Below are 22,937 nucleotides of genomic sequence, written 5' to 3' on the forward strand. Positions count from 1 at the left end.
TAAATAATTAAAAACTCAGGTTCAAGCTAAAAGTCACCGATTTGGGCATAGGCGCAGCATACGTATTGCCCATCGACTCGGGGTCGAGGAAGTTGTTATAGTTAGAACCAAATACAAACAGGTTACGTCCTTCGACTGCCAAAGAAGCAGTATTCATACCCAACATACGACTTACCTTCTCGGGTAGACGATAGCCCAGACGCAGATTTTGAAGGCGCATATAGTTCACCTTCTTGATCCAGATATCGAGGTTGCGATACGCGCTGTAGGCGTCTTGGCGGTCGTAGAACATATACTCATCCAAACGATCGTTGGATGTAATCATAGCCGGAAACTTGGTATCGGTATTCGTGGGTGTCCAGCGGTCGAGTACATCGCGATTGGAGTTTTGTCCTAAATCGTGATTGATGATATTGTACGAAGGTGTAGTGCGCACATATCCTCCGAAGTTGAAAGAAAGATTCGCACTCAGCTCCCAGTTCTTATAGGTAAAGGTATTGATCAATCCACCGGTATAAGGTGCATCGGTCGAACCTACATACGTGTACAAGTCGCGGTGCTCTTGCGTAGTCAGTTCCGACTCGCCAAAGCCCCACTCTACCAATTTGAAGAACTCTTTGCCCGATACGATTTCACCTTCTTTGTTGTAGTATCTCAGGTAGCCTTCGTCATCGAGTCCGGCCGTTTTGAGTGCATAAAGTGCACCTACGGGACGACCTTCGCGACCGGGTATCATCGAGTTCTCACTCAATGTCTCCTTCAGTACGGTGTTCTTGTTGTAAGCGAAGTTCAAGTTGGTGTACCACGAGAAATTCTTGGTGGTGATGTTGCGGGTAGTCATTGCCACCTCTATACCTTCATTGCTCATACTTGCCCAGTTGATGGCAGTAGAAACGAATCCGGTTTCGAGCGGAAGCATTTTCGATCCAATCAAATCGACACCTTTGCGATAATAGTAGTCAACACTTAAGTTGATCGCTTGATTCAATATAGCAAGGTCAAACCCGGCGTTGTACGAATGTGTCTTCTCCCAACGTAACTTGGCATTGGGGGCTCCATTGATATTGATCATATCTTCCGATCCACCAGGCAAGATACTTTCGACACTGTAATTACCCAATAAGAAAGGCGAAGTATTCTTATCGATATTTCCCTGCAAACCATACGACGTACGCAGCACGAAGTTATCGACCCAACGAACCTCTTTCATAAACGGCTCTTGAGAAACACGCCACAAAGCACTTACAGAGTAGAGAGGCAGAAAGCGGTATTTCTTATCGACACCAAAGAGATCGGAACCGTCGAAACGGATACTTCCACCCAAGGTATACCGATTCATCAACGAGTAAGAAGCGGTTGAGAAGAACGATGCGTATGCATTCTCCTTGTATGTGCGGCTATAAAGAGGAAACTTCTTAGCCTGTGTTTCGTCGGGGAAGATAACCGGTTTAGAAGTCAACGTCTTACGATCGAATCCATAGGTAGCAGCCATCAGTGTTTCGTACCATGTTTTGCGTAATTCGGAACCGACCATTACTTCGAGCTCGTGAATATCTTTGAAGCTATCGCGGTACTCTCCCATCGCTTTCCAAGTAATTTGAGAGTTGCTGTTTTCGTATGACTTCTGCTGACCACCTTCGGGCAGGAAGTATTTGTATCCACCGTTTACCTTATCGGTATACTTACTGCTCTTCATATCCGAACGCATCGTGTAACTATCCTTGTCGGCAATCTGCTGCTTAGAAGTTTTATCTAACTGCAAACCCAACTGAGAGATAAGCTTCAACTTATCATTGAAACGCAACTCGGCATCGAAAATAGAAGAGAACGAATTGATGGTTTCTTCGTTGGTTGTATTGCGTCGCTCTTCAAAAATATTGAAAGGCAAATCGTTATCCGTTGTATTCTGAATATCGAAATCGTATACATAGTTACCATCTGCATCGAAAGGCAATTGGTAAGGATTGGCCTTGCGCGAATACATCAATGGATTATTCAATCCGTATTTATCGGTCATATATGTAGAGTTGTTGCGTCGGTTGGCAAACAACGAAGCACCCAGTTTCAACATTCGGTTTACCTTATAAGAGGTTTTACCTACAATGTTGAAACGATCCATGCTTACACCCGGCACATTGCCGTTCTCTTTCATATAACCTACCGAGGTATAATAGGTCACCTTTTCGGTACCACCCGACAGATTCACGTTGTACTCTTGGTTGAATGCATCCTGAAACAGAATGTCATTCCAATCGGTATTGATACCTTTGAGGTTGTTGATATCACGTTGTGCATTGGCACTCAACGCATCCCAACCGTTCTTCTTAAAGGTATCCAATTCTTTGTAGCCTACAAGAATGTGGTTAACCCCTCCCTTTTTATTCTCCGGCGAATATCCACCTTGGATCATATCGAGTTCAAGACCGACTTTTTCTTCGGCAGTGAGTAGGTTCAAGCGGCTGATATCCAACGTAGGAGTATAAGTCATCTTGGCCGAGAAAGATATTTGAGGCTTGCCTGCTTTACCACTTTTAGTGGTAATAACGATCACACCATTGGCAGCACGAGCACCATAAATTGCAGTTGCAGCAGCATCTTTCAAGACAGTGATATTCTCAATATCGGCAGGGTTCAAGCCGGCGATAGAGGATTGACGCATATTGGTCACATCATTTAAATTGTCCATTTTAGGAATATCGGTACCTTCGAGTGGAATACCATCGAGTACCCACAAGGGGTCTTGTGTGCCGTTGAGCGAAGCCGTACCACGAATACGGATCTTTGCAGGAGCACCGGGAGCACCCGAGATACTATTCACCGAAAGTCCGGCTACTTGTCCGGCCAATGCCTGGTCAATGCTTTTCACACCACCCAATACATTGTCCGATATCTCCAGTTTCGATACGGCTGCCGTTAGCTTGCGACGCTCTACGGTTTGATAACCGGTTACCACTACCGCATCGAGCATATGAGCCGAGGGGTGTAGGGTAACCTGATAGCTATTCTTGCCCGGTATCAACTTTACTTCGAGGGCATCGAAACCAACATAGCTACAATAGAAACGGGTAATGCCATCGGGAAGGGTGATGGTAAACTTACCATCGATATCGGTGATAACGCCTGTTGCACTAGAGGCGCTTCCGGTTTTCTTTATATCATCGGCCAATACATAGACCGTAGCACCGATTAACGGCAGGTTATCCTCGGCCGAGAGAACTACTCCCTGCACAGTGCGACCAGCGGCCACGGCAGAGAAAAAGGTTCCCATAAGGGCGAGAAAAAGAAGGATGAAATGTTTTTTCATTCGTTAATATGGTTTATTAAGTGATTTTTACTTTAGACCCAACGCGGTATTGATGCGCAGAATCATATCTTTATAGTGGTACTTTGTAGCCACGTCTGTAGTACCAAGACGGCTTTGTAGCAAGTCCTTCACACGCAACAGCTCGCCACGTTTTACCGAAATGGCATCTGATACGCGGCTGATCTGTGAACCGTAGAAGTTCAGTTCTCGACGAGCTCCCATACGGTCGGCCGATGCAGAACGATGAGCGTGTTCGTCGCAACTACACAAAGGTGTCTGATGGTCGAGCAAGAAATGGCTATCGGCGAGTTTCTTGTTGATCTTCACCCCTTCGGTTTCTGCTGCGGCAGTAATGAGGGCATCAACAAAATTCTTTTGCAAGGCACGAGTCATCACATCGGGCAAGGCTCCACGTTCGGTAGTAGCGAAAATACGACGGTGCAAACCATCCATCAGTTCGACAGCAGTGAATGCTTTCTTACCGTTGACCGACTCGTTTTCGAGCATACGCATCAAACGGTTGTTGCCCAGCAAATCCCAAAGAATATACGATTGTGCATTCTTCAATACCTGCGTCGGTGCGTTTTCGATTACGCCTAGCGGAGTGTTGCGCAGCAAATAGGTGTATTCGCCTACCTCAGTATCGAACAACCAAGTAGGATAGGTCAATACCTCATCGAGCAAAAACTGCAAAGCAGCTTGCTGGCGTTCGCGCTCTACAAACGTATAGGTTTTGGTTCCATCGCCTACAACGGTATTCTCCAGATACATACCGCCAATGTTGGTCAGTACGTGGTAAAGGTAATTGTTCCACTGGTTGATAACGGCATAGTACAGGCGAGAAGCCTCTTCGTACGTTTGTCCCGGTTCGCCCGTGGTGGTCCATTGAATAATCTGAGGCACAATACGCTTAAGGTTGGCAATGCCCAGTTGCGAAGAGCGGATGGCATCATCACCCAAGTCTTCGTTTTGGGCACGGGGATCTACCGCATCGCGTACGTCCTGTGCTTCGCTATATTTATAAAGGCGATCCGTGTGACGGCTAAGCAAGTCATGCAATGCTTTCTTCTCGTCTTCGGGTGTCTCCTTACCGTACCAACGGTAACCGTACTCAATGGCAAACATATCGTAAGGACCGATGTTGGGCGAAAGGGCAGTAACCCCATCACCAGGCTGAGCCACATAATTGAAACGGGCGTAATCCATGATCGATGAAGACGTAGAGTTCATCTTATCGGTAAACGTCTTGGAACGGAGCGAGTCGGTAGGGAAAGCCCATGATCCCATCATGTTATGACGTAGACCCAGCGAATGCCCTACCTCATGGCAAGCGACGAAACGCATGGCATCTCCCATCAACTCATCGGGCAATTCCGTTTTACGGGCATCGGGACGCACCGTACCAGTTTGTACGGTAATCCATTCCTGAAGCATCGACAACACATTGTGCCACCACATAATGTCGGCTTCCAGTATCTCGCCCGAACGGGGATCGAGGATAGATGGGCCCATAGCATTGGCTTTGGCGGATGCTGCATAGGTTAGAACGGAGTAATTCACATCGTCCATATCAATGCTCATGCTGTCGGTTATTTCGCGTGCCTGAATGGCATTTTTAAAGCCTGCACGTTCGAAAGCTACCTGCCAATCTTCGATACCTTGTTTGATGTATTTACGCCAACGATAAGGTGTAGAGTTCTCAATATAGAACACAATGGGTTTCTGCGGTTCGACCAGTTCGCCACGCAAATAGGCTTCGCGATCTTCGGGTTTGGGTTCTAAACGCCAGCGGGTGATGAAGTCTTGCTTCTTCACGCGTTGCTGTCCGTCGCTAAAGCTAAGCAACGGATTGGTGAAATAACCCACACGAGGATTATCCAGTCGGCCGGCCATAGGATGCTCAGGCAACAACAACAGAGAAGAGCTTACCTCTACGGTAACGTATACACTGGTTGTGCCCTCAGTTACTTTCGTAGTGAGTTCCGAGGTGGCTACCACGTTGTTTTCGAATGTCTTAATGGAGAGAATGCGAGACAAGTTTTTAATAGACGACGTGCCCAGATTGATATTGGTAAAGACGTTGTTGATACTCGTTTCCGTACCATCGTAAATGTCGGTTACCTTAACGACCATTGCAGTCGAATCATTGTTCCATGCTTCGATCTTGAATCCGGCAATAAGCGGCGAGATAAAGTTATCTTTCACCGACCGGCTAATAGCGTCATTGGCAGGTGACAAAGGCAACGGACGGCTCTGACGAATAAGCAACTTACCCGTAGCACGATCCAGTTCAAAGCGCACCATCTGGTTTTCGTAGTTGGTACCACGATTCACACCGGCCTCATTCAACTCGGAAGGAACACGTTGCAGTTTGTTTACGACCAACATATCACGCCCAAGCAGACGAGCAGGAACCTCGAAGTAATAGTCATTCTTCTTCTGGTATATATTAAACATACCTTTTCGAAGAATGGCATCGCCTCCAGTCAATTTCTCATAGTCGGTCTTGGATGGAATACTGTCTTTTGAATCACTCTTTTTTTTCTTCTTACCGAACAAGCCCGCTGTGTGGGGTGTTGATTGTCCGGCATACAAATACACATTTGGTCCGCACATCATCGTGCCGGTAACCACTGTGGTAAGCAGGATTGTTTTAAATCTCATCAAATTGTTATCTTTTTACTCTAATACCTAAATTCTACACTATTGAACAAAATGTTCGCAAAGATAGTAAAACTATCGATATAAGTGGCAAATCGTTCGTCATTTTGACGTTTTTTCGATTTTATAGCGAGGTATTTGTGATAAATCGCTATCTTTGCATTAAAACAATTCTATATAAAACAGACTCCATATATGAGTGAACTTTTAGTTTATAAAGCCTCTGCCGGATCAGGTAAAACCTTTACATTGGCCGTAGAATATATCAAGTTATTGATCCTAAACCCACGTGCTTATCAACAAATACTGGCAGTAACCTTTACGAATAAAGCCACTGCCGAGATGAAAGAACGCATCCTTAGCCAGCTCTATGGAATACGAGTGGCAGACAAAGATTCGGAGGCTTATCTGGCACGCATCATGGACGAAACGGGAAAGAGTGCAGACGAGGTACGCCAAGCTGCCGGACTGGCCTTAAGCTATATGCTCCACGACTATAGCCGCTTTCGCGTAGAGACGATCGACTCGTTTTTTCAATCGGTCATGCGCAATCTTGCACGCGAACTCGAACTTAGCCCCAACCTCAACATCGAACTAAACAACACCGAGGTGTTGAGCGATGCGGTTGACAGTATGATCGAGAAACTTGGTCCGACCTCGCCCGTACTGGCTTGGTTGCTCGATTATATTGACGAACGCATAGCCGACGACAAACGTTGGAACGTATCGGACGAAGTAAAGAGTTTTGGACGAAACATATTCGATGAAGGGTATATAGAACAAGGAAACGAACTGCGGGAGCGTTTGCGCGACCCCAACACCATACGTAATTACCGCAAGGAACTGCGCGAACTCGAAGCGGCGGCTTTGGAGCAGATGCAAGGATTTAATGAGCAACTGGAAAGTATCCTGGCCAGCCAGCAACTGCAACCCGGTGATTTAAAGAATGGAAGCAGAGGCATTGCCAGCTATTTCAAAAAACTACAAAACGGACAGTTGAGCGATGATATTGTCAATGTAACCGTCGAGAAATGCCTCGAAGACGAAAGCAACTGGGCTGCCAAAAGCTCCAAACGCTATACTGACATTTTGTTGCTAGCCTCGTCGATCCTTATGCCTCTGCTACAAGATGCCGAAGAGTTGCGTCCGCGCAACAATAAGATCGTAAACAGTTGCCGACTCTCCTTGCAACACCTCAACAAGGTGCAACTATTGGCCAATATAGACGAAGAGGTACGCCAACTTAACAAAGAGAACAACCGCTTCCTGCTATCGGATACCAACGCGTTGCTGCACCAGTTGGTCAAGGATGGCGACTCCTCTTTCGTGTTCGAAAAGATCGGTGCCAATATTCACAACGTGATGATCGATGAGTTTCAAGACACCAGCCGCATGCAATGGGGAAACTTCAAGCTATTGCTGCTCGAAGGATTATCGCAAGGAGCCGACAGCCTGATTGTAGGCGATGTAAAACAGTCGATCTATCGATGGCGAAATGGCGACTGGGGTATCCTGAATGGGCTGAACGACCGGATAGAACATTTCCCCATCCGGGTGGAGACCCTCAAAACCAACCGACGAAGCGAAACGAACGTGATTCACTTCAACAACCAAGTATTTACGGAAGCGGTTCAGTACCTGAACGAGCTTTACCGCCAACAATTAGACACCGATTGCGAAGCACTGCAAAGGGCGTATGCCGATGTAGAGCAGGAGTCGCCCAAATCGGAAAGCAAAGGGTGTGTCAAAGTCTCTTTCCTCGAACCCGACGAAGAGCATGATTACACAGAGCAAACCTTGATCGCTTTGGGCAACGAGGTAGAACAACTACTCGAAGCGGGAGTGAAACTGAACGACATCGCCATATTGGTGCGTAAGAATAAGACTATTCCGCGTATTGCAGACTATTTCGATAAGGAGCTTCACTTCAAAATCGTGTCCGACGAAGCGTTCAGGCTGGATGCATCTTTGGCCATCTGCATGATGATGGATGGGTTGCGCTATTTGTCGAACCCCGAAAACCGGATTGCTAAAGCACAACTCATGCTCAACTACGAGCTAAAGATAAAAAGAACGCCTACAGATACCACTCCATCCGATATAGATACCATACTGACAGGAGCTACAGAGCATTATTTACCTGTCGCATTCACCGAGCAACTAAGCACTTTGCGCCTGATGCCGCTTTATGAACTACTCGAAGAGTTATTTACCCTTTTCGAGATGAACAGCATAGCCGATCAGGATGCGTATCTCTTTGCTTTCTTCGATGCAGTAACTGATTACCTGCAAAGCAATTCGTCGGATCTGGATAGCTTCATCCGCTTCTGGGACGAAACACTCTGCCGTAAAACCATTCCCAGCGGCGAACTGGAAGGTATCCGCATCTTCTCCATTCACAAATCGAAAGGGTTGGAGTTTCACACCGTCCTCCTACCCTTCTGCGACTGGAAGATGGAGAATGAAACGAATAATCAATTGGTGTGGTGCGTACCCACTCAGGCACCGTTTAATGAATTGGACATCGTTCCGGTAAACTATTCGGCACAGATGAACCAATCGGTGTATCACGATGACTACTTGCACGAACGCCTGCAACTGTGGGTCGATAACCTCAACCTGCTTTATGTAGCCTTTACACGAGCGGGTAAAAACCTGATTGTGTGGACGAAGAAGAATCAGAAAGGAACCATGTCCGAGCTTTTATCCAATGCCCTGTCGGCCATTGCCAGCAATGAACACCGCGAATATGACGAGGAGAAAACCTATGAACAAGGCACCATTTGCCCTTCCGAACCGGAGAAGGAAAACACCTCGACCAATAAGCTAACGCAGAAACAGCGGAAGCTACCGATCAGCATGGAGTCGATGCGCCACGATATTGAGTTCAGGCAGTCGAACCGATCGGCGGATTTCATTCAAGGAATTGACGAGGAGGAGTCTGACGACCGATTCATCAACGAGGGACGCTTGCTGCATACGCTCTTCTCGGTGATTGAAACCGAAGCGGATATCGATCCGGCCATTGACCGATTGGTGTTCGAGGGTATCATCGGTAATCAGGAAAAGGCCGATAAGATACGCAGTCTGACATACAAAGCCTTTGCACTGCCACAGGTGAAGCATTGGTATTCGGGCGAATGGCAGTTATTCAACGAATGTGCCATCATTTACCGCGAAAACGGACTCTTGCAAACCCGTCGCCCCGACCGGGTAATGATGAAAGACGATGAGGTCATAGTGGTCGACTTTAAGTTTGGAAAGCCAAACAAGAAGTACAACAAACAGGTGCAGGGATATATTGAACTGCTTCGACAAATGGGATATAAAAACATCACAGGACACTTGTGGTATGTGAAAGACGAAACAATAGAACAGGTATGAAAACATTTCTCCAACTGGTCGCCCACGACCTTTACAATAAGATAGGCAACGATTTATCACGTATAGCCATTGTGTTTCCCAACAAACGAGCGAGCCTGTTCTTTAACGAACACCTGGCAGGCGAGTCGGAACACCCTTTATGGTCGCCGGCATACGTCAGCATCAGTGATCTGTTTCAACAGTTATCGCAACAGAAATTAGGCGACCCTATCCGTCTGGTATGCGAACTATACACGGTATTTCGTGCAGAAACCGGGAGTGAAGAGTCGCTGGATGATTTCTACTTCTGGGGCGAATTGCTTATCAGCGATTTTGATGATGCCGATAAAAACCTGGTAGAGGCAGACAGACTGTTCAGCAACCTGCAAGAGCTAAAAAGCATCATGGAGGGATTCGACTTTCTCGATGAAGAACAAGAGGCTGCCATCCGTCAGTTCTTTCAGAATTTCTCTATCGAACGCCGTACGGAACTGAAAGAAAAATTCATCTCACTTTGGGATAAACTGGGCGATATCTATCACCGCTATCGCGAGAACCTCGCCGCTCGGGGTATTGCCTACGAAGGAATGCTGTATCGCAACGTAATTGAGCAGCTCGACACCGACACCTTGAAGTATGATAAATATGTCTTTGTCGGCTTCAATGTGTTGAATAAGGTAGAAACAGCTTTCTTTACACAACTGCGCGATGCGGGCAAAGCGATGTTTTACTGGGATTACGATGTGTTCTATACACACCGCAAGGAGTTTAGGCACGAGGCAGGCGAGTTCATCAACCGCAACCTGTTGTTATTTCCCAACGAGCTGCCCGGTAGTTATTTCGACAGCCTGCGTCACCCCAAGCAGGTACGGTTCATCTCTTCGCCAACCGAAAATGCACAGGCGCGTTACTTGCCGCAGTGGGTGCGCGAGCACCTCACGGACAATGAGAAGGAGAACGCTATCGTGCTTTGCAACGAAGCATTACTACTCCCCGTACTGCACTCCATTCCTTCCGAAGTGCAGAATGTCAATATCACAATGGGATTTCCACTGGCACAAACTCCAGTGTATAGCTTTGTCAATGCCGTACTGGAACTGCAAACCAATGGCTATCGCTCCGATACCGGACGGTATACGTACCAGGCGGTGCAGGCCGTTTTGAAGCATCCCTATACCCGCCAAATCTCTACTCAGGCAGAGGTATTGGAACGGGAACTGACCCTGACCAATCGCTTCTATCCGCTTCCGAGCGAACTGAAGAAGGATGATTTCCTAACGCTACTCTTCACTCCGCACAATGGTAACCGCCAACTATGTGCTTACCTCATCGACCTATTGAAAGAGGTATCGGTTCTGTACAGACAAAAAGAGGAGCACGACGACATATTCAATCAGCTTTACCGCGAGTCGCTCTTCAAGAGCTATACGATGGTAAACCGGTTGCTGAGCTTGATCGAAAGCGGAGAGTTGGAAATACGTATCGACACGCTCAAACGATTGCTGAATAAGATATTGACCGTAGCCAATATTCCGTTTCATGGTGAACCGGCTATCGGCATGCAAGTAATGGGAGTACTTGAAACACGTAACCTCGATTTCAAGAACCTGATTCTGCTATCGCTCAACGAAGGGCAACTGCCCAAGGGAAGCGGCGACTCGTCGTTCATCCCTTACAACCTGCGCAAAGCATTCGGTATGACTACCATCGAGCACAAAAACGCGGTGTATGCCTACTACTTCTATCGGTTGATTCAACGGGCAGAGAGTATTACACTGATGTATAATACCTCGTCCGACGGACTGAACCGCGGTGAATGGTCACGCTTTATGCTACAATTCTTATTGGAATGGGAGCATGACATCAGCCGTGAGTACCTCGAAGCAGGGCAGTCACCACAAAGCACTACCGAAATCCGTATCGAGAAGACACCAACAATTCTCGACCGTCTGCGTCGCTCATACGATATCACGTTGAACCCCGAAGCAGTGCTTTCTCCTTCGGCACTCAATGCGTATCTCGACTGCCGTTTACGGTTCTATTTCCGGTATGTAGCACGACTGAAAACGCCTGATGAGGTGAGTGCCGATATTGATTCGGCACTGTTTGGAACGATCTTTCACAAAGCAGCCGAATTGGCTTATACCGAGCTGACCGCCTATAATGAAGAGATAAGAAAAGAAGACCTCGAACGCTTATTGCGCAACGATGTGCAACTGCAAAGCTATGTAGACACTGCTTTTAAGAAAGAATTTTTTCATGTACCCCCACACGAGAAACCGGAATACAACGGGTTGCAACTCATCAATTCGAAGGTCATTACATCGTACCTGCGACAGCTGCTCCGCAATGATTTGCAGTATGCGCCATTCCGGATGATAGGTATGGAAGAACACGTTGAGGAGGAGATTTCGATCTCCACCCCGGAAGGTGATCTGCGCCTGAAGATAGGAGGTACTATCGACCGATTGGACAGCAAAAACGATACCCTGCGCATCGTAGACTATAAAACAGGAGGAAGTCCCAAAACTCCGGCCAACGTGGAGCAACTCTTCACTCCCGCCGAGGGACGACCTAATTACATCTTCCAGACGTTTCTGTATGCGGCCATCATGAGTAGCCAACAATCGCTAAAGGTAGCTCCTGCCCTACTCTATATTCATCGTGCCGCTTCCGAGAGCTACTCACCCGTAGTAGAGATGGGCGAACCGCGTCAGCCGAAACTACCGGTCGATAACTTTACCATACTGGAAACTGAGTTTAGAAACAGACTACACACACTACTGGAAGAAATATACAATCCGGAAGAACCTTTCACACAAACGGAGAATACGAAAGCGTGCGAGTATTGCGATTTCAAGGCACTGTGCCGGAAGTAGCGGTACGCATCTTCGACCAAGAAACAAAAAGCCCTTGTTCATAAAGAAGAATGAACAAGGGCTTTTTGTCTATTAAGTAGAAAGTACCTCTTCTCGGCTGGAGGTATTTATTTTTTCAAGGGAATAGAGAAATAGAAAGTAGACCCTTGTCCTTTCTCAGAAACAAACCACAGTGAGCCGCCATTCTTAATAACAAAATTCTGGCAAAGGAGTAAGCCTAGCCCCGATCCCTCTTCATTATTCGTTCCAAAAGTACTGAAGTGCGTATCTGTATGCAATAATTTCTTTTGATTTTGCTCATCAATACCACATCCATTATCCTTTACACTGACAATAGCCATTCCATCTTCCTCTTTCAGAGTCACTATTACTTCAGTTTCTTCGTTACTAAACTTAATTGCATTGCTCAGTAAGTTGCGAATAACTGTTTTAACCATATCAATATCAGCATATACCTGCAAATGATCGGGAGCATTAAGACGAATCTCAATTTTCTTTAATCCGGCCACCATAGTAAATATCTCGGTAACGCCCTCAAGCACCTCAACCATATCAATATCCTGATACACTACCTTTAGCTTGCCTATCTGACTCTTTGTCCACTTCAGTAAATTATCAAGTAGTGCAAAAACGTCTTCTGTCGTTTGATTGGCCATCGTTAGCAGTTCGTACATTTCACTACCAATAGTAGAACTAGGTAGATTAAGGATCAGCATATTCAAGACCATCTTGATAGAGCCTATCGGCGAGCGAAGATCGTGTGCAATGACCGAATAAAGTTTATCACGACCAATAATTGTTTTTTGAAGCTCTTCGGTTTGCGCCAAGATAATGCGTTTGGCTGCAACGAGCGAAATCTGATGCGTCACACGGATAATCAACTCCTCTTTATTGAATGGCTTGGAAATAAAATCATTTCCACCCACCTGAAACCCTTTTACAATATCAGCGGTACTATTAAGAGCAGTTAGAAAGATAATAGGTACCTCGGCTGTTAAGGGGTCATTTTTCAGCTTGGCAGCAACCTCAAATCCACTCATGTCGGGCATCATTACGTCCAACAGAACCAAATCGGGTTTATCTTCTCTTACGCGCTCTAGCGCTTCGTATCCATTGTTGGCTGTTATTGTCGCAAATTTCTCGTTTGTCAGTAGCACTTTAAGTAATAACACATTTGACATCACATCATCAACAATAAGAACCTTATATTCTGAGGGATTTATTTCCATGTTTATCTTTGTTTAGTATAGCTTTAATTTATTCCTATAAATTATTTTTAAAGAAGTCAATCATATGTACGAGTCCTTCATCAAGTTCAACCGTAGGTTTCCAGTTTAACTTTTCCATAGCCAATGCAATATCGGGCTTTCGTTGCTTAGGATCATCGTGTGGTAGTGGTTTGAATACGATATTTGATTGAGAATGAGTGAGCTTAATCACCTTTTCGGCCAGCTCCAAGATAGAAAACTCATGCGGGTTACCAATATTGACCGGTCCGATAAAATCATCACCGGTATTCATCATACGAATCATCCCTTCAATCAAATCGTCTATGTATTGGAAGCTTCGTGTTTGACCTCCTGTTCCATAGATCGTAATATCATTATTTTGTAATGCCTGAACAATTAAGTTGGAAACGACTCTTCCATCATCAGGCAACATTCGGGGGCCATAAGTGTTAAAAATACGAATAATCTTGATCCGAACATGGTTTTGGCGATAATAGTCCATAAATAAAGTTTCGGCACAGCGCTTACCTTCATCATAACAAGAACGAAAACCAATGGGGTTCACATTGCCCCAGTAGCTCTCAGGTTGCGGATGGATAATCGGGTCGCCGTATATCTCGCTAGTTGAGGCCTGCAATATCTTGGCATTCTGCCGTAAAGCCAGCCCCAACATATTCATAGCACCCAATACAGATGTTTTGATGGTTTTAATCGCATCATACTGATAATGAATTGGAGAAGCTGGACAAGCCAGATTATAGATTTCATCAACCTCTGTATGATAAGGCAATGTAACATCGTGATTAACAAACTCAAAACGTTCGCTTTCAATCAAGCTACTAATATTTCTCATTGATCCTGTAAAAAGATTATCAAGACAAATAACATAATGTCCTTCATCAATTAACCGCATACATAGATGCGAACCAATGAAACCAGCACCGCCACTTACTAAAATTCTCTTCATCATTCATCTATATTTATTAAGTCACACAAAGACCTTCCCAAATCATCTCACATATCTTTTGGCAAATGTAACCGATTTGCTTAAAATATCAAAACATCTGAATCAATTATTTCGAGGATAATACACAATTAGTCAAATTATCCAAAGAGCGGGAATCAAATAGAAAAAATCCGTTGTTCTACAGTTGTTGGCTATTCGTATCCGGTACGCTAAACTCGCAGTTAGAAAACAAATCGGCCAAACCGGATATTTGCTTTAATCTTAACAATTCATCGCGATCCATACCTATGTTTTTCATAATCCATTGGTCGGACATACCTGCCCTAGTTAATTCGGCAACAATGTGACACATCAACTCCACATTGTGAGTGCCCCGGGCTCTATTATGACGAATCGTCGAACTCATTCTATTCGATAAGTCCTTATCAATAACAACTACGGGAAGCAATCCATTTTCTCGATCGTAAAGACGCCTTGAATTTTTCAAAACGGTATAACGATGAAATCCGTCTACCAGAATATAGCGATCGGTTTCTTTATCATAGTAGCAAACACAAGGCATCGTGAAACCATCCGTCCAGATAGAAAGCTCCAGAAGCTTCATCTCGGTAGGAGCCACTACATTCGGATTGTATTCATTAGCAAATACTTTTTCGACCGGCACAGCCTTCACATTATACACCGGACTTTTCATTGGATTATTCATGTGTTATCTTTTTGTATTGTTTCATAATCTGATTCTGTATTTCTTTTTCTTCTTTCGTAAGTGAAAACCCCATGTATTTACAGACATGATCATTCTTCAGAATACAGATGCACATTCTATTATACGTAGGTAGTTCGCGAAACTCTGGAATATTAATATCATCTTGATACTCCATACAAACGGGCTTCTTCGTCGTTTTATAGTTACTTTCGCTCATTATCTTGATGGGGATTTGTGCTTCAACCAATTTCTGAATTGTATCATCACTTAAACATCCTCCCCTAGTTCGCCAAAAACGAATGCTAACTGATAATTTACGCAAGTATTTGTTGCGAATACTTTCGGGCAGTGTCGATAGTAAAAAGTACATAAACTCACGCCAGGAGTATCCTTCGGGAATTTTGACAGTTTGCCACCCCATAACATGAGTACCACCATAAATAGCCGTAAAGTTAACTCCATTGACCCGCCCTAGCATCCTTCCCCACGTATCAGGATCAATAGCCCGATATAGCGAGAGGCTTTCTTGCGCCTCGCCAATAAAAGGGCTGGCCACACGTTGGCGCTCAAGATTGACACCTGCCATATAATAGAGATCGTAAAGATGATTATAATCCCATTGAAACTTCCCGTTGGCAGTCCAGATATCAGTTGTCTTCCAGTCAAATATGGGATAAGCATTATAGATATCGAGTCCTATTTTTGACGTCCAGCGGTATGTATGATAGGTTTGGTATTTACGACCCAGATAAACGGCTCGCCAACGATTGAAACTCTCTTGCGTGCGAATACCGACCAGAAAACAAGTACGTACGGCACCATGTTTCTTATGCAACCATTCGGCAAAATGCTTTTGAAAGTCATAATCCCACATAGCCGGGGTATAAAAATCAAAATCAACCTTAGTCATACAGTTCCCGGGCATCTGACGCACCCAGAGATCTTGCTTACTATCTTCCCAAGGACGCCAAAATGTCTGATACATGGAAGTACAAGTGGGTACACGAAAAGGAACGCAGATACGATAAACATTCAGTATATCGCTATGCTCTTTCAAAATACGATCGATATAATCAATTGTCATTTTATACTGTATCTCATAATCCATATGAAACACATTAAGGCGTACATTCAACCGATGGCGGCGAATATAATCAATACATAAGTTCAACAATACTCCACTATCTTTTCCTCCCGAAAAAGAAACACATATATTATCAAACTCATTAAAGATGATACGCAACCTTTCTTGCGACAACTCATATACATTCTTATCTGTGTGGTTTTTCATTTTCATGCTTTTCTGCGTGTGTCAGATGTAGTTAATGCGCAACTTAGCTACACTGTTGTAGGCTACGAGGCAAAAATAACAAAAAAAGGAAGACTAACAGTTTTATATGAAGCAAATATTTCACCTAAAATCACTATTTGAAGAGTTATCGCAGAAAAAGAATAAATTATTGAACAACAAATAATTAGTAAAACCGATTCTATCTCTATCTGCTTCTGAATTTATTATAATAAAGTTCAATGCTTATACCTTTAAATTAGAGTCATATCAAGTAAGAATAAAAAAACAACTAATTTTATCAGCCATTACATTTCACGAAATGCGAAAGTTATTTAATTCTAACTTTGGTAAACAGATACTAGAAGCTATTTATTCAAACGTAAACGAGTGGAAAAGCAAGGCATGATGTAAGAAGTATATTACAAAAAAAAACGAGCAAATTCTTTTCACAAGAACTTCTCGCCGCTACATCAGAAAAGCCAAAAAGGCTTTTCTTTTTTTATCAATTTTCCTGAACTAAACAATCTTTTTTCTTACCTAAAAAACTTCAATAGACCTATTCTGTTATCCTTAATTGTATCTTTTACCTTAAAACTATTATTCCTTATTGAGGGAACCTAATACCACGTTTTTTTCTTAAATACCTTATAAATTCTAATTACCTTATTTTTTTTAAAACTTATACCTTAAATTTCTTTTTTACCTTTTAAACTAATAGCAATTTCTCAACTGCGATGCAAAGATACAACAACTTTTCGTGCACGCAAACGCTTTTAACTTTTATAACATTCTTTTATAGTTATAAATCCTTCACATCACTCAACTCAACTAGCTTATTTACAATAGCATAGATAGTCAATCCGGCCGCACTATGTATTTGTAATTTCTTCGAAATATTCCTTCGGTGGGTAATCACTGTATGGATGGATAGAAAAAGTTTTTCGGCTATTTCTTTATTCGTCATTCCTTTAACTACACACACCACAATCTCCTTTTCACGCTGGCTGATTACCTCTTGATTATCGTTTGGTTCGACAGGAGAAATATCTTGCAAGTGATTCATTTTCGTTCCCAACACCTCCAGGGTATCGAAAATGGAGATAGAATCGTCGTATTTGCTAAGCAAAGATGCGTCAATAAAAGAACTGACCAATGCCACTACACGAATACGTTTCGTACCAATTTCTTCGCGAAATCGAGCCACATCAAAGTAATCGCCAAAAGCAGGATTTACAATCAGTATATCGGGACAGTGCGACCGCAAACAATCACTCAATGCCTCAACAGAAACTAATTCAATAGTTTGTACTTTAAGATTGGGCAATCGCTTCAGCGCTGATGCCAATCCGCTACGAATAATGACAGAGTTTTCGGCTATCGCAATACGAATAGTTTCATTACTTTTCATCGTTGCGTACCCTCCTCTCCAATTTCAGAATAGCAGGAACAAACAAGAGGTCTTCTACCTGAGAATGTGATTCAAGTTCTTCTTCGCAAGCATAAATATCGAAGAGAGCCGCATGAAGCAGGTAGTTGGAAGCTGTCGAAGGGCAATATTTGATAATGATATTCTTCAGCTCCGTGAGTCTTTCGCCCACCTGATCGTGGTGTTGTGAGAATGTACTAATCTGAAAATTCTTAAGCACCTTGCCTTGCAATAACGCATCCACATAAGTGAATACCGTTTTATTCTCATACTCCATATGTTTACGTACTGCATGCATGTATTCATCAAAGAATTTAAGAATCAGAAAAGAAACATCATTCTCGGAATAATCGAGTGCTTCAAGCAATTTGCGTCGGATAGCGGGCAGGCAGAAGTCGAGAAAGTACGTATGCGCCTGACGCAGGTAATCGACCAATGCGGGAATAGAGATAGCATCGGGATCATCGGTATTCATACGCGAGAACCCCTCGGCCATAAAATTAACCACTACCAGAAAGGTACGGGAATCCACTCCATTCATTTCACACACTTCTTTCACCGTTTTATCACCAAAACCAAGCGATACCCCAAAGCGACTCATGACCTGCAACAGCGCATAATTATCGCTGATGAGATCCATCATCTTGTCGGTCGACTTATACTTCTGCAATTGATCCATCGATAGTCATTGTTTTAATTACGCATACAAAGGAACGAATTTATTGGGAAATCCGCAATCACTATAAGTAGGTATTATTTAAAAACGGATTGATATACCCTTTGTGCAGTCGATACGCAATCACCTTGCACAGCGGATGGATAGACGTTCGAAGCATTAGCCCACGTTTCCTCCATTATATAAAAGTCAATATCGTTTACAGATTTCCCGACCAGTTTCTGTTGCATCGAATCGAAGTATACTTTCCAGCGTTGATAGTAAAGGTCTTTGAGTATTCCACTCCATTCTTTGTGTGCATAGTCACGTAACTGTCCGTTGTTGGCTGCATGACGGTTGCCCCATGTTGTTATCTGCACACGGGCATTCCACTCGTAAAGTTTTTTCTCATCAGGAGTATTTCCTAAGGATCGTGCTTGGTTTATCCATTTACTTACACTAAATTCCGAGCGTGTTGCCAATAGCTCGTCTTGTAGCAGAATCAAATCCAGAAATCTATCGGAAGCAGCTTTAAAGACTTGCTTATCTCCTGCCCGATAGGCAGCTGCTACTGCTTTTTGTATCAATCGACCTTTTTCGGCAATCGCTTGTCGAAGGATATCAACAAGGTCGTATTCGAAATTATTGTTTCCCCTATATTGATCGGCAACCGATACCATAAGCCCGGCAGCTCGGATAACGTCTTGCGGATCGTAGTAGTCGGCCGTTTCGGCAAAACTCGAAACTTGATTCACTACTTCAGCAGGACGAGCACAAAACACCGACTCTTGTGTACCTTGTTGCGTGGAAGCTTTTGGACAATTATAAATAGATTGCCCTAACAGCTGCCATGCTTGTTGTAAAACCGAGTCAGAGCAACCATAGCGTGCCGTTACATAGTTTGACAACCACGTTTGCTTGTCAAAACGCTCGGCTCTCCAAGGCAACTCCATGACCAATTCGTACATCACCGGATTGTTTTCGATCCCTTCGGGAGTCATACCAACTCCTGATAATGTGCTACCTGCATGCTCATGCGCTTTAGCGTCATAGAAACCGTCAATAACATAATCCATTTTACCGTGCAAGCCCACATTGGCTCCGTAGTTAAGCAACATGCAATATACCCACTCGTGCTTACCATACCCTTGCTTACGATACCAACTTGAAGCAGGATCTCCCCATTGCGGACGACCTTCACTAAAAAGATCGAGGACTAACATATCTCCTTTTTTCAAATTATCAATCATAGCTGGTTGCGGATTAGCTTGCCATGCCTGTACCACCCATACAGCCCTAGAGTTAGCTGTCTTCATAGCTTTCATAATGGCTTTTCCTGCTGCATCCAGATCAACCCCAGATACACTACCTCCTTCGTGAAAGGGATCGATGGCATAGTAATTAGCCTTACCAAAGAGTTTCTCCATTTCTTTGTAATATAGGTTAGCTATTTCTTCAAAGCGTGGATCAGTGGGTTGTATAAAAGCCGGGCGAGTATATCCGCACCAAACACCTGGGTCGGATACCTGAATACCTAATTTTTCATGGGCATTGTTTGGAACCATCCCAGCATATCCGGGTAGTACGGGTTCGATGCCGTATTCGCGCATACGTTTCAATATTTTCTTTTGCAGTACCACCTGCTGTTTATACCAGCTATCTGGGTTGGGTCCGCCCCATCCTTCGAGGTTATTCATCAACCACCAGGCAAAAAAGCCTGGTCCGGAAATGAATTGATTAATTTCCGTCGGACTATACCCCAACTTCTTTAGTACGTTATACCATACGGTTTCTGCACCTGTAAGCGCCAGTGGCAAGTTGATGCCGTGCAGTGCCATCCAGTCTATCTCTTGCTCCCAACGCTCCCAGTCCCAGAAAGCCATAGAGTACGAAAAAGTACAGTAATTCAAATCATAACGATGCCGCAACGACGTTTCGTGTCGCTCTTTTTGAAGCACGGCAGGAAGAGTTTCGGGCAAACGGGCTTTCATTCCGTTCCACGATAAGTGAATGCCGGCATGATACTTTAAATACCAATTCAGACCGGTAGCCAGACTCACGGCGTTATTACCGCGAATCACCACTTTATCGCCACGTTGATCGAGTTCGAAGAAATCCGTATCGGATTTGACCTGTTCAATAATGAATTTTCTGGAAGCGCCCTTGTCTATACGCTCCAACAGTCCTGTAAGCGGTGATGCGGATGAATAAAAGAGGATACAGATGCATAGCGCAGCAAAGCAAATGAGTTTTTTCATAATCGTATGATGTGTTTGTTATTAAAAAGGCTTTTTCAAATCACAAAAATAACGATTATCTATCTATTTCTATTCTTTTTACCCCAAAAAAGAGCAGTATCACTTCACTTTTATGCCCCATAGTATCTGACATTTCATTTTTTGCACTTCACGCCAATAATAAAATCCCCCACAGGAAATTTTACATAAAATGACATATTCGCTTTTTCGCTTCTTTAAAAGTTTCAACAACGAAGTACATAAAAACTTATCCGGTTCCGATACCCGAACCCTAATAATTTCCTCTCCTACTGTAACAGAAGAAGGGAGCCAATCTATATCAACGATTCCCAGCAGAGAATAGCAGTAGAAAGCGGAACGCTCATATGCATACCATGCCCCCTCTTCCTGGTACAGAAAAATGCATCCAACATTTTGTTTTTCATTTTGCAGCATTTCTTCAAGATCCATTTCATACTAATATTAATTGGTGAGTGGTTCTAGAAATTGAGCTATTACTATCCTGCGTGATGAGGTTAACCCACTGTTAGAAGCCGTCATACGGAGTTGCACCAACTCCATTGATCGACCTGCAGTAGAATGGGTATTAGGATATTCAGCACCGTAGTTACGCACATGCAGATAAGCATGCGAGCTGTACTTACTGGTTAGTTCAAATACCCCTCCGCCTATCGCTCCCGGCAATGCACCGGGAGTCGATAATGTCGAATGCAGGATTGCTTTCGACAAGTCACGAGGAGAGAATATTTTTATTTCCCAATTTCGATCTTCGGTACGTAACAAATCAATTACAAATGAATTGGTGTTTTTCATGTTAGAGATCGACGGATTCCATCCTACACGAACTTCCTGCGATAGATTATCGCAGACAAGAGTCAGCGTGGTTTGTACCGATGTAACTACCGGACTGAAAATGCCCGTTATCTTATACTTATTTCCTCCCAACGAAGTAACCGAAGTCTGCAACCAGTTACAGTCTGCCGGAATACGAACCACCGGTTGCACTCCACGACTAGAAAAGACGGTTACCATATCCGCCGTTTCCGTTGCCGCACCATACAGGTCGAAACTATTGTTCGACAGTCCCATTAAGTATTGCCCATCGGCTACAAGGATAGGAAAATCTATATCCTCGTCGGTCAGCTCCACCTTTAGTGAGTTAGAGGGTGCCGAAGCTACAGCCGTCTGCACATCCGCATAACCCGGACCGGTTACTTGGGTAATTGTCACTATATATCGATGATTGCGCACGATATTTACCGGAGTTCCTTGTGCATCGGTCATTACTATCTTATAATAACCCAGTTGCCCTTTATATTGAGCGGAAAGAATCACACTCATATAATCAGTCTTTGTGCAGTTCCGTTCATAGATATATAGAATAGGCTCCGTGCCATTGCTCCACCCTTTTTGATAGTCAAGGTAAGGACCATCCGTAGCGGGGTGAGCGATGCCGGGAGTAGCAACATCGCCCGTACAGTCTGCAGGGGCAAGAAATCCGTGACACGCACCGTTGTGTACCGTGATGCCTTGGAGCGTCAGGTCGTTCAATCCATTTCCCGCCTGTGCAGTCCCCTTACGCACTTGCACACATGCGACAGCTCGCAATAGCTTGACTCCCTCCGCTTTAGTCACCACACTAATTCCATTAAGAACAGAGCGTCCCCACATAACTAGCGGCATCACATTAGATAATAGGGTTCCTGCACCTGTATTCACAGTGCTGAGCGAAGCTGTCTGCAACGAAGAGATAGCTGCAAGCTCAGATGCTCCCGGAACAAGGCTCGCAAAGTTCAGACGATCCGTCATACCGTCAGGCGTACGCCCATTTGCCACCAAGTGGATGATACGTTTATCGGGCGTGGCATCCAATCGTACTGAAAAGCTGACACCTCCTACAATTGTTCCCAGATCGGCCGTCTCTACTTTGTAGCGGTTCATAAATTTGCCGTCCTTATCAAACACCAGTACATCCATGTTTTTAATGTCAGTATCCGTATAAGGAGTACCCGTACGAGTATAGACATGTACCGGTTCGGGCTGAGGCAGATTCACAGAAAAGGCTACTTCAACCTTCCCATAAGAGGTTTTGCCGGTCTCATTGTCTTCGCTGCTTTTGCACGAAGTAAGCAGGAAACACACGATGCTTATTAGTATACTCAGTTTTATTTTCATGCTATATACCTGTTTCATTATTC

General features: G+C 44.2%; 13 protein-coding genes. 2 read left to right on the top strand and 11 right to left on the bottom strand.

The window, feature by feature from the left end:
* Window positions 1–7: 7 nt before the first annotated feature.
* On the bottom strand, window positions 8–3,304 hold the full coding sequence (locus TY03_RS08620; RefSeq protein WP_042368940.1) for a SusC/RagA family TonB-linked outer membrane protein: 3,297 nt from the start codon (window positions 3,302–3,304) through the stop codon (window positions 8–10).
* A 27-nt stretch (window positions 3,305–3,331) separates the two neighbouring features.
* Window positions 3,332–5,968 (bottom strand): zinc-dependent metalloprotease, encoded by a 2,637-nt coding sequence (locus TY03_RS08625; RefSeq protein WP_042368942.1) that lies wholly within the window; start codon window positions 5,966–5,968, stop codon window positions 3,332–3,334.
* Window positions 5,969–6,160: 192 nt separating this feature from the next.
* Between TY03_RS08625 and TY03_RS08630 the strand changes: the two genes are divergently transcribed.
* Both TY03_RS08630 and TY03_RS08635 read left to right on the top strand, forming a co-directional pair.
* On the top strand, window positions 6,161–9,349 hold the full coding sequence (locus tag TY03_RS08630) for a UvrD-helicase domain-containing protein (protein ID WP_042368944.1): 3,189 nt from the start codon (window positions 6,161–6,163) through the stop codon (window positions 9,347–9,349).
* The gene (locus tag TY03_RS08635; RefSeq protein WP_042368946.1) at window positions 9,346–12,207 is read left to right on the top strand and encodes a PD-(D/E)XK nuclease family protein; all 2,862 of its coding nucleotides are present in this window, start codon (window positions 9,346–9,348) and stop codon (window positions 12,205–12,207) included. The genes TY03_RS08630 and TY03_RS08635 overlap by 4 nt, the downstream gene beginning before the upstream one ends.
* A gap of 107 nt (window positions 12,208–12,314) precedes the next feature.
* On the opposite strand, the gene TY03_RS08640 is transcribed toward TY03_RS08635, so the two are convergent.
* The 9 genes from TY03_RS08640 to TY03_RS08680 all read right to left on the bottom strand — a co-directional run bounded on the left by TY03_RS08640 (window position 12,315) and on the right by TY03_RS08680 (window position 22,914).
* Window positions 12,315–13,442, bottom strand: coding sequence for an ATP-binding response regulator (locus TY03_RS08640; protein WP_042368947.1), 1,128 nt, complete (start codon window positions 13,440–13,442; stop codon window positions 12,315–12,317).
* A gap of 28 nt (window positions 13,443–13,470) precedes the next feature.
* Entirely contained in the window at window positions 13,471–14,403 is a 933-nt protein-coding gene (locus tag TY03_RS08645) for a UDP-glucuronic acid decarboxylase family protein (protein ID WP_042369349.1), read from the bottom strand.
* A gap of 178 nt (window positions 14,404–14,581) precedes the next feature.
* The gene (locus TY03_RS08650; protein WP_042368948.1) at window positions 14,582–15,109 is read right to left on the bottom strand and encodes an IbrB-like domain-containing protein; all 528 of its coding nucleotides are present in this window, start codon (window positions 15,107–15,109) and stop codon (window positions 14,582–14,584) included.
* Window positions 15,102–16,400 (bottom strand): DUF3440 domain-containing protein, encoded by a 1,299-nt coding sequence (locus TY03_RS08655; RefSeq protein ID WP_230201927.1) that lies wholly within the window; start codon window positions 16,398–16,400, stop codon window positions 15,102–15,104. Before TY03_RS08655 ends, TY03_RS08650 begins: the two co-directional genes overlap by 8 nt.
* 799 nt (window positions 16,401–17,199) lie before the next feature.
* A complete protein-coding gene (locus TY03_RS08660) occupies window positions 17,200–17,808 on the bottom strand; it encodes a response regulator transcription factor (protein ID WP_042368950.1) in 609 nt (202 codons plus the stop codon).
* Window positions 17,798–18,505 (bottom strand): hemerythrin domain-containing protein, encoded by a 708-nt coding sequence (locus TY03_RS08665; RefSeq protein WP_042368951.1) that lies wholly within the window; start codon window positions 18,503–18,505, stop codon window positions 17,798–17,800. Before TY03_RS08665 ends, TY03_RS08660 begins: the two co-directional genes overlap by 11 nt.
* A 74-nt stretch (window positions 18,506–18,579) precedes the next feature.
* Entirely contained in the window at window positions 18,580–20,739 is a 2,160-nt protein-coding gene (locus TY03_RS08670; RefSeq protein WP_042368952.1) for an alpha-N-acetylglucosaminidase, read from the bottom strand.
* Between the two features lie 99 nt (window positions 20,740–20,838).
* Window positions 20,839–21,189, bottom strand: coding sequence for a hypothetical protein (locus TY03_RS08675; protein ID WP_042368954.1), 351 nt, complete (start codon window positions 21,187–21,189; stop codon window positions 20,839–20,841).
* Between the two features lie 12 nt (window positions 21,190–21,201).
* The gene (locus TY03_RS08680; protein WP_042369351.1) at window positions 21,202–22,914 is read right to left on the bottom strand and encodes a FimB/Mfa2 family fimbrial subunit; all 1,713 of its coding nucleotides are present in this window, start codon (window positions 22,912–22,914) and stop codon (window positions 21,202–21,204) included.
* Window positions 22,915–22,937: the final 23 nt, after the last annotated feature.

It is taken from the genome of Bacteroides neonati (genome assembly GCF_000499785.1).
GTDB lineage: Bacteria > Bacteroidota > Bacteroidia > Bacteroidales > Bacteroidaceae > Bacteroides > Bacteroides neonati.